16 protein-coding genes are annotated in these 15,416 nt (G+C 73.7%); 8 read left to right on the top strand and 8 right to left on the bottom strand.

Annotated elements, in window-relative coordinates; all coding sequences use genetic code 11:
* Positions 1-24 precede the first annotated feature (24 nt).
* Entirely contained in the window at positions 25-366 is a 342-nt protein-coding gene (locus tag ABD419_RS12510; RefSeq protein WP_091028371.1) for an RNA polymerase-binding protein RbpA, read from the bottom strand.
* Between the two features lie 398 nt (positions 367-764).
* Here ABD419_RS12510 and ABD419_RS12515 point away from each other — a divergent pair, with 398 nt between their 5' ends.
* Complete coding sequence (locus ABD419_RS12515) at positions 765-2,117, top strand: Hsp70 family protein (protein ID WP_344486758.1); 1,353 nt, start codon at positions 765-767, stop codon at positions 2,115-2,117.
* Here the strand turns inward: ABD419_RS12515 and ABD419_RS12520 are convergent.
* Genes ABD419_RS12520 through ABD419_RS12530 form a run of 3 tightly spaced genes read right to left on the bottom strand, consistent with a single transcriptional unit; the run spans position 2,114 to position 4,261 of the window.
* Entirely contained in the window at positions 2,114-3,256 is a 1,143-nt protein-coding gene (locus ABD419_RS12520) for an aminotransferase class I/II-fold pyridoxal phosphate-dependent enzyme (protein ID WP_344486761.1), read from the bottom strand. The two genes, ABD419_RS12515 and ABD419_RS12520, sit on opposite strands and share 4 nt — an antisense overlap.
* Positions 3,257-3,299: 43 nt before the next feature.
* Positions 3,300-3,866, bottom strand: coding sequence for a YdeI/OmpD-associated family protein (locus tag ABD419_RS12525; RefSeq protein WP_344486764.1), 567 nt, complete (start codon positions 3,864-3,866; stop codon positions 3,300-3,302).
* Entirely contained in the window at positions 3,863-4,261 is a 399-nt protein-coding gene (locus tag ABD419_RS12530; RefSeq protein ID WP_344486767.1) for a VOC family protein, read from the bottom strand. The genes ABD419_RS12525 and ABD419_RS12530 overlap by 4 nt, the downstream gene beginning before the upstream one ends.
* Positions 4,262-4,345: 84 nt before the next feature.
* Between ABD419_RS12530 and ABD419_RS12535 the strand changes: the two genes are divergently transcribed.
* Positions 4,346-5,290 carry a helix-turn-helix transcriptional regulator gene (locus tag ABD419_RS12535; RefSeq protein ID WP_344486769.1) on the top strand — a complete coding sequence of 315 codons (945 nt, stop codon included), beginning with the start codon at positions 4,346-4,348 and terminating at the stop codon, positions 5,288-5,290.
* Between the two features lie 78 nt (positions 5,291-5,368).
* Here the strand turns inward: ABD419_RS12535 and ABD419_RS12540 are convergent, their stop codons facing one another.
* Positions 5,369-5,899 (bottom strand): MarR family winged helix-turn-helix transcriptional regulator, encoded by a 531-nt coding sequence (locus ABD419_RS12540; RefSeq protein ID WP_344486772.1) that lies wholly within the window; start codon positions 5,897-5,899, stop codon positions 5,369-5,371.
* 40 nt (positions 5,900-5,939) lie between these two features.
* On the opposite strand from ABD419_RS12540, the gene ABD419_RS12545 reads away from it, so the two are divergent.
* Genes ABD419_RS12545 through ABD419_RS12555 form a run of 3 tightly spaced genes read left to right on the top strand, consistent with a single transcriptional unit; the run spans position 5,940 to position 10,272 of the window.
* The gene (locus ABD419_RS12545; RefSeq protein ID WP_344486775.1) at positions 5,940-6,554 is read left to right on the top strand and encodes a mycothiol-dependent nitroreductase Rv2466c family protein; all 615 of its coding nucleotides are present in this window, start codon (positions 5,940-5,942) and stop codon (positions 6,552-6,554) included.
* The gene (locus ABD419_RS12550) at positions 6,535-7,785 is read left to right on the top strand and encodes an MFS transporter (RefSeq protein ID WP_344486778.1); all 1,251 of its coding nucleotides are present in this window, start codon (positions 6,535-6,537) and stop codon (positions 7,783-7,785) included. The genes ABD419_RS12545 and ABD419_RS12550 overlap by 20 nt, the downstream gene beginning before the upstream one ends.
* A 51-nt stretch (positions 7,786-7,836) precedes the next feature.
* Complete coding sequence (locus tag ABD419_RS12555; RefSeq protein WP_344486781.1) at positions 7,837-10,272, top strand: S8 family serine peptidase; 2,436 nt, start codon at positions 7,837-7,839, stop codon at positions 10,270-10,272.
* Here the strand turns inward: ABD419_RS12555 and ABD419_RS12560 are convergent.
* Entirely contained in the window at positions 10,259-10,588 is a 330-nt protein-coding gene (locus tag ABD419_RS12560) for a hypothetical protein (protein ID WP_344486784.1), read from the bottom strand. The genes ABD419_RS12555 and ABD419_RS12560 overlap by 14 nt on opposite strands.
* Positions 10,589-10,767: 179 nt before the next feature.
* Between ABD419_RS12560 and ABD419_RS12565 the strand changes: the two genes are divergently transcribed.
* A complete protein-coding gene (locus tag ABD419_RS12565) occupies positions 10,768-11,631 on the top strand; it encodes a serine hydrolase (RefSeq protein WP_344486787.1) in 864 nt (287 codons plus the stop codon).
* A gap of 22 nt (positions 11,632-11,653) precedes the next feature.
* Here ABD419_RS12565 and ABD419_RS12570 read toward each other — a convergent pair whose 3' ends face one another.
* Positions 11,654-11,953, bottom strand: a complete 300-nt coding sequence (locus tag ABD419_RS12570; RefSeq protein ID WP_344486911.1) for a LysR family transcriptional regulator — start codon at positions 11,951-11,953, stop codon at positions 11,654-11,656.
* Positions 11,954-12,044: 91 nt separating this feature from the next.
* Between ABD419_RS12570 and ABD419_RS12575 the strand changes: the two genes are divergently transcribed.
* Both ABD419_RS12575 and ABD419_RS12580 read left to right on the top strand, forming a co-directional pair.
* Complete coding sequence (locus ABD419_RS12575; protein ID WP_344486790.1) at positions 12,045-12,989, top strand: MBL fold metallo-hydrolase; 945 nt, start codon at positions 12,045-12,047, stop codon at positions 12,987-12,989.
* A complete protein-coding gene (locus ABD419_RS12580) occupies positions 12,979-13,812 on the top strand; it encodes an MBL fold metallo-hydrolase (RefSeq protein WP_344486793.1) in 834 nt (277 codons plus the stop codon). The genes ABD419_RS12575 and ABD419_RS12580 overlap by 11 nt, the downstream gene beginning before the upstream one ends.
* A 9-nt stretch (positions 13,813-13,821) precedes the next feature.
* Here ABD419_RS12580 and ABD419_RS12585 read toward each other — a convergent pair whose 3' ends face one another.
* A complete protein-coding gene (locus ABD419_RS12585) occupies positions 13,822-15,021 on the bottom strand; it encodes a sensor histidine kinase (RefSeq protein WP_344486796.1) in 1,200 nt (399 codons plus the stop codon).
* Between the last annotated feature and the right edge of the window lie 395 nt (positions 15,022-15,416).

Raw genomic sequence — 15,416 nt, forward strand, 5'->3', positions numbered from 1 at the left:
GTCTCGCGATCTGACGCGGCGGCGTCAGCGCTCGCCGCGGCGGGCGCGCATCTCCTGAAGCCGCTCGTCGAGGATCTCCTCGAGCTCCTCCATCGACCGGCGCTCCAGCAGCATGTCCCAGTGGGTGCGCGGCGGCTTCACCTTCTTCGTCTCCGGCTCCTCGCCGTCGACGAGCTTCGCGGTGGTCCCGTCGAGACGGCACTCCCACGTGAGCGGGATCTCTGCCTCCACGGCGAACGGCACCTCGAAGCGGTGGCCCTGCGGGCACACGTAATCACGGGTCTGGCGGGGAGCCAGCTCCGTGTTGCGGTCCGATTCGTAGCTGACGGCCCCGAGACGGGAGCCCCTCAGCATTCTGTCGCCCATGTTCCCCTGCACTTCCTTTGAGCACTTGCCCTGACCCACGCAGCCAGGCCGGTCAGCCAGCCGTGCTGCGCGTTCCCGCGGATCACGCCGAATCCGGGGTTCATCGCTTCGTACAACGCCGTGACCCGGCCGGATCCTTCCCGGCACCGCAGTCCGCAGACGCAGCCGGTCCGACGCGGACCCCCAAGTGTGGCCCGGTACGGTCGCCGCCGCCACGGACGTCCCCTTGAAGTGTGACACAACACGGGCCCCGATCCGCGCGGGCGAGCACGTGAGATGCCGCTCGCGACTGGTGCGAAGCGGGTGCGAACGGTGCGTGAGCGACGCGTGAACACCGAACGGGTCGCATCGGGGGTGGACGCGCCCAGTAAGGTGTGCACCAGACAAGGAGTTCTCACATGCACGTGCTTGGAATCGACTTCGGAACCTCGAACACCGTCGCCGTGCTGCGTTCGGCCGACGGACGCGTACGCCCCCTGCTGTTCGACGGTGCTCCGATCCTGCCCTCGGCGGTCTACTACAACTCCGACGGCCGCATGCTCGTCGGCCGCGACGCCGAGCGCAACGCCCGCATGGACCCCTCGCGGTTCGAGCCGAACCCGAAGCGCCGCATCGACGACGGCTCGCTGTTCCTCGGCACCTCCGAGATCCCCGTGCCCCAGGTCTTCGCATACGTGCTCCAGCAGGTGGCCCTCGAGGCGCAGCGCCAGGCCGGCCAGATGCCCGGCCAGGTCCGCCTCACCCACCCCGCCCGCTGGGGCGAGCGCCGCCGCTCGATCCTGATCGACTCCGCGCGCCTCGCCGGGCTCCCCACCCCGCAGCTCATCCCCGAGCCGGTCGCCGCGGCCTCCTACTTCACGTCGGTGCTCGGCACCGCCGTCCCGCCCGGGCGCTCCCTCGCGATCTACGACCTCGGCGGCGGCACCTTCGACGCGACGGTCGTGCGCCGCACCCAGACCGGCTTCGAGGTCCTCGCCGAAGAGGGCATCGGCGACATCGGCGGCCTCGACTTCGACCACGGCATCGTCGAGCACCTCGGCAAGACCTACGGCGCGTCCCACCCGGCCGACTGGCAGCGGCTCCTCACGCCCGCCGACGACCGCGACCGCCGCTACCGCCGCATGCTCTACGAGGACGTCCGCGGCGCCAAGGAGACGCTCTCGCGCACCGCGAGCGCCGACATCCACCTGCCCGCGCTCGAGGTCGACGCGCACCTGACGCGCGCCGAGTTCGAGGACATCGCCCGCCCGCCGCTGGAGCGGACCGTGGACTGCCTCCAGCGGGCCATCAGCTCCGCGCGCATGAACCCGGCCGACCTCGTCGGCATCTTCCTCGTCGGCGGCTCCTCGCGCATCCCGATGATCTCCCAGCTCATCCACTCCAAGCTGGGCGTGCCGCCGCAGACGTTCGAGCAGCCCGAGACCGTCGTGGTCGAGGGCGCGGTCCGCGCCGCCTCCGGCCCGGCCCCGACCGACCAGCAGCCGATGACCCGGCCGACCTCCGGCGGGCCCGTCTCGCCCGCCGGGCACATGTCGGCCCCGCGCCCGCCCGTGCAGGCGCCGCCGCCGGTCCAGGCCCCGCAGATGCTGCCGCCGCAGACGAACTACCAGCCCGCGCCGCAGCCGCAGCAGGCCTACCAGCAGCAGGCGGCGAAGCGGCCCCTGACGCAGGAGCCGGCGGTCCTGGTGACCGGCGCGGCCGTCATCATCCTGTTCGTGGTGTTCTTCGTGATCCTCTCGACCCTGATCTAGAGACCCTTGCGCAGCCGCTCCAAGCCCTCCTCCAGGACGGCGAGGGGCTTGCAGAAGGTGAAGCGGACCTCCGGCCTCGGCTCGGGGTCCGCGTAGAACACCTGGGTGGGGACCGCGACGACGCCGCAGCGCTCGGGCAGCTCCAGGCAGAACGCCATCCCGTCCTCGTATCCGAGCGGGGCGGCGCTGGTGGTGATGAAGTACGTGCCCTGCGGCTCGTAGACGGTGAACCCGAGCCCGGCCAGACCCGCCGCCAGCAGCTCGCGCCGCTCGGCGTACCCGGCGAGGTACGACTCGAAGTACTCCCGGCCGGAGGCGAGCGCGGCGGCGATCCCGTACTGGAACGGCGTGCCCGAGGCGAACGTCAGGTACTGCTTGACGCCCTTGACCCGGTCGACCAGCGCCGCCGGGCCGGTAGCCCAGCCGATCTTCCAGCCGGTCACCGAGAACGTCTTCCCGGCCGACCCGATCGACACCGTCCGGTCCCACATCCCCGGGAGCCCGGCGATCGGCTCGTGGCGGCCTTCGAACACCAGGTGCTCGTACACCTCGTCGGTGACCACCAGCAGGTCCCGCTCGATCGCGACGCGCGCGACCGCCTCCAGCTCGGCCCGGTCCAGGACCGTGCCGGTCGGGTTGTGCGGGGTGTTCAGCAGCAGCATCCGGGTGCGGCCGGTGACGAGCGAGGCGAGCCGGTCGAGGTCGGGGCGGAACGCCGGGGCCTCCAGCCGCCACGGCACGATCGTCCCGCCCGCCAGCTCCACGGCCGCCTTGTAGGAGTCGTAGAACGGCTCCATCGCGATCACCTCGTCGCCCGGGCGCACGAACGCGAGCATCGAGGCCGCGATCGCCTCCGTCGCGCCCGCGGTCACCACGACCCCCTCCTCGACGCTCGGGTCGAGCCCGTACCAGTCGCGCTGGTGGGCCGCGATCGCCTGACGCAGTTCGAGGACGCCCGGCATCGGCGGGTACTGGTTGCGGCCCTCGCGCATCGCCGCCACCGCCGCCTCGATGACGTGCTCGGGCCCCGACTCGTCGGGGAACCCCTGCCCGAGGTTCACCGCGCCGTGCCGCTGCGCGAGCGCGGACATGACGGTGAAGATGGTGGTCTGCGGCTTGGCCGGGCCCGATCGGTCCATGGGGTTCCTCCTCTGCGAACCCGGCCATCATCGCGGCTCGCGCTCAGGCCGCGGGACGCGCCCCCTCGCCCGGCCGGAGGGACGCGGCGATCCGGGCCGCGACGCGCTCGCGCGAGGCCGGCGTGCGGGCCTGGAGCAGCGGCAGCATGAGCGTGTACCGCTCGCTCCGGGCGAGGGCCGCGAACACTGCCTCCGCGTCCGTCCCGGCGATCGCCGCGGTGAGCTCCGCCGGGACCGCCGCGGTCGACTGCGGCTCGTACGCCGCGTCCCAGCGCCCGTCGGCCCGCGCCTCCGCGATCCGCGCCGCCCCGGCCGGGCGCATCCGCCCCGCCGCGACGAGCGCCTCCGCCTTGGCGCGGTTCACCTGCGACCACGGGCTCGCGGCCCGGCGCGGCGAGTACCGCTGGAGGAACGAGTCGCCGTCCAGCGCCTTGCGCTGACCGTCGATCCATCCGAAGCACAGCGCCGCGTCGAGGGCGTCCTCGATCCGGATCAGCGCGAGTGCGCTGCGGCGCTTGCCGATCCGCAGCCACGCCTCCGTCTCGGACCCGTGCCGGCGCGCCAGCCAGTCCTCCCAGGCCGCGGCGTCCGCGAACTCCAGCGGGGTCACCGCTGCGCCCCGAGCACGTCGAGGTAGTGCTGGTTGAACATGACGCCGAGGACGTTCCCGAACGGGTCGGCGAACGAGGCGGTGATGAACCCGTCCCCGCGCACGGTCTTCGGCTCGTGCTCCTTCGCGCCCATCGCGGTCAGGCGCGCGATCGCGGCGTCGAGGTCGTCGACGTGCCAGTAGGCGATCGCGCCGCCCGGCGCGGCCGCCATGTCGTGCGGCGCCCATGAGCCCTTGATCAGGCCCAGCTCGTGCCCGTAGTCGCCGACGCGGAACTCCGCGTACCCGCCCGGGACCTCGAAGTACGCCTCGATGCCGAGCAGCTCGGCGTACCAGGCCTTGGCGGCGTCCAGGTCCTCGGCGAAATAGGTGACGGTGGCGAACCCTCGCAGCATGTCGTGCTCCTTCGTTGTCGTTGCAGCCCACGTTACGGACCATTGCGGAAGACTATCTTCCGCAATGTGTGAGAGGATTCGAAGATGCTCGAGACCTCCGCGCGACTGCTGCGCCTCCTCGCCCTCCTTCAGGCCCACCGCGACTGGTCAGGCGCGGCGCTGGCCGAGCGGCTCGACGTGAGCACCCGGACCGTGCGCACCGACGTCGACAAGCTCCGGCGGCTCGGGTACCGGGTCGCCTCGACCACCGGCGCGGCCGGCGGGTACCGCCTCGAGGCGGGGAGCGCGGTGCCGCCGCTGCTCCTGGACGACGAGGAGGCCGTGGCGGTCGCGGTCGGGCTGCGCGCGGCCGCCTCGGGCTCGGTCTCGGGGATCGAGGAGACCTCGCTGCGGGCCCTGGCGAAGCTGGAGCAGACGATGCCTTCGCGGCTGCGCCGCCGCATCGACGTGCTGCGGTCGGCGACCGTGTCCGCGGCGGCGTCGGGGCCGTCGGTGGACGCCGGGGTCCTCACCGCGATCGCCGAGGCCGCGCACCGCTGCGAGCAGCTGCGCTTCGACTACCTCGACCGGGCGGGGGAGGAGTCGCGGCGGCGCGCCGAGCCGCACCGCCTGGTCTACACCGGACGCCGCTGGTACCTGCTGGCCTGGGACGTGGACCGCGGGGACTGGCGCACGTTCCGGGCCGACCGGGTGCGGCCGCGCACTCCGAACGGCCCGCGGTTCACCCCGAAGGACCCGCCGGAGGCGGCCGTCGCGCACGTCCTGCGCGGGCTCGGCCGGACCGCGTGGCGGCACCCGGCCCGCCTCCGCCTGCACGTCCCCGCCGAGACCGCGGCCGACCGGCTGCCGCCCGGCAGCGGCCTCATCGAGCCCGCCGGGCCGCGGGAGTGCCTGTGGGAGACCGGGAGCGATTCGCTGCGCGACCTCGCGCTGTTCGCCGCCTCGCTCGACCTGCCGTTCACCGTGGAGGAACCGGAGGCGCTCCGCGAGGAGCTGCGAACCCTGGCCGAGCGGCTGCTCGCGGCTTGAACGGCGCGGGCGCGATTGGAAGCCGTGCCGTGTGACATGTGATGTACTACCGCATCGTCGGATCGGCGCAGCGCCCCTTCACTCGGTGTCGGCGGCGATCCTGGCGAGGAGCTCGGCGAGCGTGTCCCGCTCCTCGGCGGTGAGGGCCTCCAGGAGCCGCGCCTGGTTCGCGAGGTGCTCGCCCATGAGCCGGTCGGTGAGCGCGACCCCTTCGGGTGTGAGCGTGATCCGGCGCCCGCGCGCGTCCTCGTCGGCGACCTCCCTGGCGACGAGGCCCTTCGCTTCGAGCCGGTCGACGCGCTTGGTGATCGCCCCGGTCGTCACCAGCACGGTGCGGCTCAGCTCGCCCGCCGAGAGCGAGTACGGATCGCCCGCGCGGCGCAGCGCCGCCAGCACGTCGAAGTCGCCGTTGCCGAGACCGGCCGCGGCGAAGGGCGGGCGCAGCCGCCGGTCGAACCCGTCGGCGAGCCGGAACAGCCGGCCCACCACGAGCATCGGGGAGGCGTCCAGGTCCGGGCGCTCGCGCCGCCACTGGCCGACCATGCCGGCGACGTCGTCGTCCACGCCCACGCCCACGTTCTCGTTCTCGTTCTCGTTCTCGTTCCGCATGGCTTGCATTCTAGCTTCCATGGAAGATATTATGTCTTCCATGGAAGATAATTCACCGAGGCCGGTCGTCGACTGCTACTTCGACCCCGCCTGTCCCTTCGCCTGGATCACCTCGCGCTGGCTCCTGGAAGTGGAGAAGGAGACCCCGATCGACCTCCGCTTCAAGCTCATGAGCCTGTCCGTCCTCAACGAGGGCCGCGACCTCGAGCCCTGGTACCGCGAGTTCAACGACCGCGCCTGGGGCCCCGCCCGCGTCTGCGCCGCCGCCGCGCACGAGCACGGCCCCGGCGTCCTCCGCGGCCTCTACACCGCCCTCGGCACCCGCATCCACCCCGGCGGCGACAAGGACTACCCGGCCGTCATCGCCGCCGCCCTCGCCGAGACCGGCCTGCCCGCGGGCCTGGCCGCCGCCGCGTCCACCGACGCCTACGACGACCTCCTCCGCGCCGCCCACGCCGAGAGCCAGGCCGCCGTCGGCGAGGAGGCCGGCACCCCCGTCATCGCGATCGACGGCGCCGCGTTCTTCGGCCCCGTCCTCTCCGCGATCCCCGCGGGCCCCGACGCCGCCCCCCTCTTCGAAGCGCTCCGCACCCTCGCCGGGCAGCGCGCCTTCGCCGAACTCAAGCGGGGCCGCGGTGCGCTCGACCTCTCCTGACGCCGCCCGCCGCCGCTTCATCGCCGCGAGCTTCGCCGACGCGCTCGGCCAGGGCGTCTACGTGCCCCTCACCATGCTCTTCGTGCACGCCCTCACCGGCCAGTCCCTCACCGCGATCGGCGCCGGCCTCACCCTCGCCGGACTCGGCGCGCTCGCCTCCATGCCCGTCGTCGGCTCCCTCATCGACCGCTGGGGCGGCAAGCGCGTCTACGCCGGCGCGCTCGCTCTGCGCGCCGTCGGCTTCGCGCTCTACCCGCTCGCCCACGCCTATCCCGCGTTCCTGGCCGTGGCCCTCCTCGTCGCCGTCGCCATGTGGGCCGCCCCGCCGAGCCAGCAGTCCCTCATCGGCGACATGGCCGAAGGCCCCGAACGCGACCGCCTCCTCGCCTGGGACCGCAGCCTCCGCAACGGCGGCATGGGGTTCGGCAGCGTCGCCGCCGCCGGGATGCTCGCCCTCGGCGGCACCGCCGGAGGCGCCGGGTTCCTCGCGGCCGCGGCCCTCCTCGCCGCCGCCTGCGCCGCCGCGGCCCTCATCGTCGCGACCCTCCCCGTCACGCGCCGAGCCGCGCCCGCCGCCGAGGCCGCGGGAGGCTACCGCGACGTGCTCGCCGACCGGCCCTACCTCGCCCTCACCGCCGCGAACTTCCTCATCGCCTTCGGCTACACCGCGCAGGCCATCGCCCTGCCGGTGTTCCTCACCCGGGACGCCGGCCTCCCCGACGCGCTCGCGGGCGCCGTGTTCGCCGCCAACACCGCCCTCGTGGCCGTCCTCGGCGTGCCCGTGGCCCGCGCCATGGCCCGCGCCCGCCGCGCCCGCGGCGCGGCCCTCGGCACCGTCGTCTTCGCGGTCTCCTTCGCGGCCTTCGCATTCCTGCCCGCGCTCGGCGGGGGCGTCGTCGCCGTCCTCGCCGTCGCCGTCGTCTACACCGCGGGGGAGCTCATCCACTCCGCCCCCGCGCAGAGCCTCTCGGTCCAGGCCGCCCGCGACCACCTCCGCGGCCGCTACCTCTCCGTCTACCAGCTGTCGTGGTCGCTGTGCCGGACCCTCGCGCCGATGCTCCTCGGCCTCCTCCTCGACGCCGGGACCTGGCAGCTGTGGGCCGCGCTCGCCGCCGCCGCCCTCGCGGGCGGGCTGATCCTGCTGTGCACCGAGCGGTTCCTCCCCGCGAGCGCGGCTTTCAGCCGTTCGGCGGATACGTTGCGCACCGAAGCCGTCACGCAACCCGCGTAGCCTGAGAAGACGGCCCACCGGCGCACACCCCCCTCCCGGAAGAAGACACCCATGCCGAAGCTCCTCGTCACCCTGCGCACCCCCGACGACCGCGACGCCGTGCGCGACACCGGCGCCGAAGTGCTCGCCGAGTACCCCGACTCCCTGCTCGTCTCCACCACCGCCCGGCAGGCCCGCGACCTCGCCGACCGCGGCGTCGAGACCGCGCCGCTCCCCGAGCAGCCCGTGCAGACCGCGGGCGCGAGCTTCGAGTTCGCCGCCGCGCTCACCGCGCAGGAGAGCGTCGCCCTCGAACCCGAGCCCGGCCGCACCGCCTACTGGCTCGTCAAGCTCATCGGCCCGCCCACCGCGGACTGGCTCGACGAGCTCTCGGCCGCGGGGGCCGAGATCCACGGCAGCCTCTCCGGATTCACGCTCCTCGTCGGGGCGCTCCCCGAACGCGTGCAGGCGATCCGGGACCTCCCGCGCGTCGAGGAGGTCACCCCCTACCGGCCCGCCATGAAGGTCTCCCCGAAGCTCCACCACCGGCCCCGCCGCCACCTCGACGCCGAGTACCTCGCCGCCGTCGACCCCGGCGTGTTCGCCGACGACGCCCTCCAGATGGTCGAGGTCTCCGTCTTCCCCGGCGAGGACACCGCCGCGCTCGCGGCCCGCATCCGCCGCTCCGGCGGCACCGTCCTCACCGCGCTGCCCGCCTCGGTCGTCGCCTCCCTGCCGCGCAGCGTCATCGCCGACCTCGCCGACCTCCAAGGCGTGCAGGCGATCGTCCCCTACGCGTTCTCCCAGACCAGCAACGACCGCGCCGCCGCCGTCATGGGCGTCCCCGAGGACCGGCGCTTCGCCGGGCTCGCCCTCACCGGCGAGGGCCAGATCGTCGCCGTCTGCGACTCCGGCCTCGACAACGGCGACCCCGAGACCGTCCACCCCGACGTGCGCGGCCGCATCGCCGGGATCACCTCCTGGCCCACCCGGCACGTGCTGGCGCCCTTCACGAACGACCCGCCCGCCCACGACGACGGCCCCGCCGACATCGAGTCCGGGCACGGCACCCACGTCACCGGCTCCGTCCTCGGCAACGGCGAGGCCGCCCGCCTCGCCGGAGCCGGGCCCGTGCCCACCGGCATCGCGCCCGGCGCGCAGGTGTTCTTCCAGGCCATCGCCCAGCGCATCCGCTGGAAGACCCGCGGCGAGCTCGCCGCGGCCGGGCTCCAGCCCTTCACGTTCCCCTGGCCCCCTCCGGAGTCCGGGCTGTACGGCATCCCCGGCGACATCGCCGCGCTCTTCGACGAGGCCTACGAGGCCGGCGCGCGCGTCCACACCAACTCCTGGGGCGCGCCCCTCGCGGGCGAGTACAGCCAGAACGCCCGCTCCGTGGACGACTTCACCTGGAACCACCCCGACATGCTCGTCCTCTTCGCCGCCGGCAACGACGGCGAGGACGCCGACGCCGACGGCCAGATCGACCGCGACTCCATGGGCTCGCCCGGCACCGCCAAGAACTGCCTCACCGTGGGCGCCAGCGAGAACGACCGCCCCGCGGGCTCCGACCCCGCGCCCGGCCTCGACCGGCACTGGAGCGACTGGTCGAGCTACCCCAAGCTCGGCGCCGCCGGGCACGTCTCCGACAACATCGACGGCATGGCCGCCTTCTCCTCCCGCGGGCCCACCGACGACCTCCGCATCAAGCCCGACGTCGTCGCCCCCGGCACCAACGTCCTCTCCATGCTCACCTCCGTCTACGACGGCGACGGCGAACCCCTCTGGGGCCGCCTGCCCGAGGACCACCCGCTGCGCGACCGGTACTGCTGGAGCGGCGGCACCAGCATGGCCACGCCGCTCGTCGCGGGCGCCGCCGCGCTCGTGCGCCAGCGCCTCGCCGCGGCCGGCCACCTGGAGGACGGCCGTCGCCCCTCCGGCGCACTCCTCAAGGCGCTCCTGGTCAACGGCGCCGTCCCGCTCCCCGGCCAGTACGCCGGCGAGGTCCCCGCCGGACCCAACCACGTCGCCGGCTTCGGCCGCGTCGACGTCGCCCGGGCCGTCGGCCCCGAGGAGCGCATCGGCTTCGCCGACGCCCCCGCACACGCCGTCGCCACCGGCGAGATCCGCGCCTTCCGCCTCCGCGCCGCCGACCCCGGCGGCCCGCTCAAGGCCACCCTCGTGTGGACCGACGCGCCCTCCCTCGAAGGCCTCGGCGGGCTCGTCAACGAGCTGTACCTCCAGCTGGAGACGCCCTTCGGGGAGGTCCTCAACTGGGACGGCAACCCCGTCACCCGCGTCACCAACAACGTCCAGCAGATCACCGTCGCCGCGCCCGAGGCCGGCGTCTACACGCTCCGCGTCCGCGGTGTCTCGGTCACCCAGCACGCGCCCGGCGCGGCCCCCACCGGCGGCCTGCGCCAGGACTTCGCGCTCGCGGTCGCCAACGCCGCGCCCGAGAGCGGGGACGCTGAGCCGCTGTGGGCGATCGAGCCCGCTACGGCCGGCTGACGTCCCGGCGGGCCATCGGGGGCCGGAACAGGATCTCGACGTAGACGATCCGCTCGTCCAGCACGTCCAGGACGAGCATCCCCTCGTCGGGGTCGAGCAGCACGTTCCGGTGCCCCGGCCCGTACGGCTGCCCCGCCGGGTGCGGCGCCGTGCGCACGCTCTGGCAGTAGTCGTCGCGGCACCCGCACTCGGCCACGATCCGCAGGTCCCGCACGGTGATAGACAGGTACCGCTCGCCCTCGCCCTCCAGGAGCCGCACCAGCTCCTCGACGAGGTCCGGGTACACCTCCCGCAGCAGCGGGCCCTCGTCCTCCATGAGGCCGATTCTAGAACCGGGCGCCGCCCGGCGCCGGACCCGCGGTCCGCACCCGCTGGCGGCCCGCGCCCGCGGCCGGTACCGTGTCAGCCGACGGAAGGACGCCTGTTGACACGAACCGACACCCCCGACGACCTGACCGCGGTCGAGGTCGCCGACGCCGTCGTGCGCCTCACCGGGTGGGCCGAGCGGTGATCGAGGAGTTCTTCGCGCCGCTCGGGGCCCGGGCCCACGTGCACATCAGGGACCTCGCCGACGGCCGCGGGCTCGGGGCGGGGGAGGAGGAGCCGGTGATCCTCGTGTCCGTCGTGAAGCTCTTCATCGCGTGGGAGTTCCGCCGCCAGGTCGCCGACGGCCTGATCGACCCGGCCGCGACCGTGCGGGTCACCGCCGCCGACCGGCTCGGCGGGACCGGGACCGCAGGGTTCCTGTACGACGCGCAGATCAGCGTCTGGGACCTCGCCGCGCTCATGATGGAGGTCTCCGACAACTCCGCGGCCGACCTCGTCGCCCGGCACATCGGGCTCGGGTCGCTCCGGTCGCTCCCGGACCGGCTGGGGCTCAAGGGCACCCGCCTCATCGGGTCGCCGCGGACCATTCTGGAGGACGTCGCCAAGGACCTCGGGATCGCCGACATCGAGGCGCTCGCGCACGTCCTCGACAGCGGCTCGGTCACCACCGACGAGCTGCGCGCCACCAGCGCCTGGGACCCCCGGCGCACCAACGTGTCCACCCCCGCCGACCTCACCGCGTTCCTGCGTCACGTCTGGAACGGCCCCGCGGCCGTCGCCGACGATCTGCGCACCTGGATGCGCCGCCAGCTCACCGGCGGCCGCCTCTCGCGGCTCGCCCCCAGCGAGGTCGAGGTCCACGGCCGGTCCGGCTCGCTGCCGGGCTGGCTCAACGAGGTCGCCGTCTGGGAGTGGCCGGACGGGCGCCGGCACGCGCTCGCGGTGTTCGCCCAGCCCACGCGCGGCAACCACCGCGAAGTCGAGCTCGCGATGAGCCGCGCCGCGCTCGCGCTGACCGACGCGCTCGGCTAGAGCCCGTCCTCCGGATCAGGCGCTAGTAGATCGAGGTCCAGGGGCGCGGCGGCCGCTCCGGGTCGGCCTCGGCGGCGCGTCTCACCAGGCTGCGCATCCGCTGGTGCCGCCGCAGGAGCTCCGGGGCCTCGCGCATGAGCACGTGGCCCGCGGGGGTGAGCGCGACCTGCCCGCCGCCGCGGTCGAACAGCTCCGCGTCGAGCTCCTTCTCCAGCCGCCGGATGCGCTGGCTCAGCGGCGGCTGCTCCATGCCGAGCCGCTCGGCGGCCCGCCCGAAGTGACGTTCTTCACCGACCGCGAGGAAGCACTCCAGATGCCGCATGATGTCCACCGAGCCACGATATCAATCCGCGTATGACCCCATAAGCGCGTTGATATTGGACGGAACGGACGACGGCGGCTTGAATGTCGCCATGACGAACAACGACCGCACCCCGTCCCTGCGCCGCCGCAACGTCCTCAAGGGCACCGGCGTCGCCGCCGTCGCCGCGGCGGCCGCCGGAGGCGGCGTCGCCGCCGCCCAGACCGCCGGCGCCGGCGTCACCCTGCGCTGGCTGGGCACCAACGCCTGGGAGTTCACCACCGAGACCGCGACCGTGCTCATCGACCCGTGGGTGAGCCGCTTCCCGACCGGCGCGTACTCGCCCGGCGGCGCCGACCCGGAGACCCGCATCGAGGTCCACGAGGACGTCATCGACGAGCACCTGCCGAAGGCCGACACGATCCTCGTCACGCACGGCCACTGGGACCACATCGCCGACGTCCCCTACCTCGCCCGCAAGACCGGGGCGACCGTGCTCGGCACCGAGACGCACCTCAACCTGCTGCGCGCCATGGACGCCCCGGACGCGCAGCTTTCGCAGGTCGAGGGCGGGGAGTTGTTCCAGTTCGAGGGCGGCTACACCGTCGAGGTGTTCCGGTCCACGCACTCCACCACCGGCGAGCACAAGCGGATCCAGTTCGGCGGCACCCGCCCGGCCGAGGTCCCCAAGAAGCCCAAGAAGATCAAGGACCTCATCGAGGGCGGCAGCCTCACCTACCTGATCGACTTCGGCGACGTCTCCTTCTTCAACATGGGCTCGGCGAACTTCCTGGAGCACGAGATCGAGGGCATCCGCCCCACCGTGCTGTTCCTCCAGCCCGGCGGCGGCCACACGCCCCGGTTCGTCGAGCGCGCGCTGGAGGCCACCGGCTTCCCGCCGTACGTGGTCGCCTCCCACTGGGACGACTTCGACCTGCCGCTGACCGAGCCGGGCGAGCGCGGCGGCGACTGGGAGGCCCTGCGCGACCGCGTGGCCGCCGCAAGCCCCGACACCGAGTTCCTGCTCATCGACCACCTGGAGCGCCATGACTTCTGAGGTCACCGTCCGCTGGCTGGGCACCAACGCCTGGGAGATCACCGGCGCCGGGGCCACCGTCCTGGTCGACCCGTACGTCTCCCGCACCTACACCGGCGCCACCGACCCGGGGAGGTTCGACCCCGACACGCCGATCACCGTCGACCAGGACGCCGTCGACGCCCACATCGGGACCGCCGACTCGATCCTGGTCACCCACGCGCACTTCGACCACATCGCCGACGTCCCGGCCGTGGCGGCGAAGACCGGCGCCACGGTGCTCGGCACCGAGACCCACCTGAACCTGCTGCGCGCCATGGGGACTCCCGATGAGCAGCTCGCGCAGGTGAGCGGCGGCGAGGTGTACCGGTTCGAGGGGTACACCGTGGAGGTCTTCCGCTCCTCGCACGGGGTCACCGGCAGGCACAAGACGCTGCTGTTCCCGGGCACCCGCCCGGGCCCGGTCCCGGCGAGGCCGACGGCCATCAAGCACCTGGTGGAAGGGGGCAGCCTCGCCTACCTCGTGACGTTCGGGGAGACCTCGCTGTTCTTCAACGGCCTGCCGTCCTTCCACGAGCACGAGGTCGCGGGGGTGCGGCCGACGGTCCTGTTCATGCAGGGCCCCAACCCGAACTACCCCGACTACGTCGAGCGGATGCTCGCGGCCACCGGGTTCCCGCCGTACATCGTGCCGACGCACTGGGACGACTACGAAGCGCCCCTTGACGAACCGGCCGTCGACCTGTTCGGCGCGGCGGCCCTGGGGGAGCTGGTGGCCGCGGCCAGCCCGGAGTCGGCGTGGGTGCTCCTGGACCACCTGGAGTCCCACACGTTCGGCGGCTGACCCGGCCGGTCAGCGGCGCGAGCGCCCGCCGCGGACCCGCCCGCGCCCCTGGCGCGGGCGGGGGCGCGGGACCGGCTTCGGAAGGGTCCCCCTGATGGTCCAGCGGTCCCCGTCGAGGGCGTGCTCGACGCTGCCGCCGGCCTCGCCGAAGCGGGCCGCGAGCATCGACAGGCCGTTGCCGCCCTCGGCGGGCTCGGCCGCGCCGTCGTTCACCACCGTGACCGTGACCTCCGCGTCGACCTCCACAATGGAGACGTTCGCGGCCGTCGGCTCGGCGTGGCGGATCAGGTTCGTGGTCGCCTCGCGCACGAGCAGGCCCAGGAGCCGCTCGGTGTCGTCGTCGAGGCTCGGCGCCGCGTCGGGGACGCTCGCCTCGACCCCCGCGGACTTGAGGATCCGCGCCGCCGAGTCGATCTCGTCGGCCAGCGCGGTCTTGCGGTAGCCGCCGACGACGGCGCGCATGTCCCGCAGCGCCTCCCGCGCGAGCTCTTCGACCGCGCGGACCTCGCTCGCGGCCAGCTCGGGGTCGGCGTCGGCGAAGCGCCGCGCCACCTGCGCCTTGAGCATGATCGCCTGGAGGTGCCCGCCCTGGACGTCGTGCAGCTCGCCCGCGAACCGCAGCCGCTCCTCCGCGACGGCGAGGTCGGCGGCGAGGCCGCGGGCCTTCTCCAGCTCCTGCGCGACTCGGTAGTGCCACAGCTGGCACACGATGCCCGCCGCGACCGAGGGCACGAGGACCGCGGTCATGAGGACCACCGACGGGTGCATGTACCCCGCCTGCGCGGCGAGGCCCGCGAGGGCGGTGGCGATCGCGGTGCCCGCGAGGAGGGCGAGCGAGCGCCGCCCGGGGCGCGACCACAGCAGCGCGCCCTCGGCGGCGAGCAGCCCGGCCGGTGCCGCCCACGCCGCGCCGATCTCCCCGGTGCTCGCCTCGGCCGCGACGCCCGCGAGGAGCAGCGCGGACGACGCGAACCAGAGGAGGCGGCGGCGCCAGGGCCCCTGCCCGTGCCAGTGCAGCGCCAGGCCCGCGGTGCACAGCACCACCGAGCCGGTCGCCGCGCCCGCGGCGAGCGGCAGGACCTCCGCGTCGCCGCCGACCAGGAACATCGCGGCCATGAACAGGGCCAGCGGTCCAGAGCCGATCACGGTGAAGAACGTGTAGGTGCGCAGGCGGCGCAGATCGCGCGCGGGGGTCGGTTCGGGGGTCACATCGAGATTCAACCACCCGGGCGCGCCTTCGCGCGTGCCGCACCGTGGCGCGCGCTCCGCGCCGGTCCGCGCGGTGCCGCGCGCCCCGTGCCGCAGTGACGCCCGAACACCACTGCCGCGAATGCGGCATTCGCGATTCCCGACCTGTCCCGTGTCAATGCGAATCACGCCGAATTGCGCGGGCCGCGGCCCGCGCGGAACAATTCTTCTCGATCGCGATCGGCCACCGTTTGCCCGGTGCAAAACGGGACCCTGCCGCACACATCGGCACTGTAGAGTCGAATGATCAGCCCGCATCGCTCTGGGCACTCCCTGAACCACTGACGACAATAGTCCACAATAGTCGAGTTGTGCACTCTACTCGGACTCTATCAACACCAATTGAAAAGCCGCGG

The organism is Glycomyces endophyticus (genome assembly GCF_039531525.1).
In the GTDB taxonomy this organism is placed as follows: domain Bacteria; phylum Actinomycetota; class Actinomycetes; order Mycobacteriales; family Micromonosporaceae; genus Glycomyces; species Glycomyces endophyticus.

Excerpts from the sequence above, each read along its gene's own strand:
- ABD419_RS12510 (WP_091028371.1), bottom strand. The coding sequence starts at position 366 with ATGGGCGACAGAATGCTGAGGGGCTCCCGTCTCGGGGCCGTCAGCTAC.
- ABD419_RS12515 (WP_344486758.1), top strand. The coding sequence starts at position 765 with ATGCACGTGCTTGGAATCGACTTCGGAACCTCGAACACCGTCGCCGTG.
- ABD419_RS12520 (WP_344486761.1), bottom strand. The coding sequence starts at position 3,256 with ATGGACCGATCGGGCCCGGCCAAGCCGCAGACCACCATCTTCACCGTC.
- ABD419_RS12530 (WP_344486767.1), bottom strand. The coding sequence starts at position 4,261 with ATGCTGCGAGGGTTCGCCACCGTCACCTATTTCGCCGAGGACCTGGAC.
- ABD419_RS12535 (WP_344486769.1), top strand. The coding sequence starts at position 4,346 with ATGCTCGAGACCTCCGCGCGACTGCTGCGCCTCCTCGCCCTCCTTCAG.
- ABD419_RS12540 (WP_344486772.1), bottom strand. The coding sequence starts at position 5,899 with ATGCGGAACGAGAACGAGAACGAGAACGAGAACGTGGGCGTGGGCGTG.
- ABD419_RS12545 (WP_344486775.1), top strand. The coding sequence starts at position 5,940 with ATGGAAGATAATTCACCGAGGCCGGTCGTCGACTGCTACTTCGACCCC.
- ABD419_RS12555 (WP_344486781.1), top strand. The coding sequence starts at position 7,837 with ATGCCGAAGCTCCTCGTCACCCTGCGCACCCCCGACGACCGCGACGCC.
- ABD419_RS12560 (WP_344486784.1), bottom strand. The coding sequence starts at position 10,588 with ATGGAGGACGAGGGCCCGCTGCTGCGGGAGGTGTACCCGGACCTCGTC.
- ABD419_RS12570 (WP_344486911.1), bottom strand. The coding sequence starts at position 11,953 with ATGCGGCATCTGGAGTGCTTCCTCGCGGTCGGTGAAGAACGTCACTTC.
- ABD419_RS12575 (WP_344486790.1), top strand. The coding sequence starts at position 12,045 with ATGACGAACAACGACCGCACCCCGTCCCTGCGCCGCCGCAACGTCCTC.
- ABD419_RS12580 (WP_344486793.1), top strand. The coding sequence starts at position 12,979 with ATGACTTCTGAGGTCACCGTCCGCTGGCTGGGCACCAACGCCTGGGAG.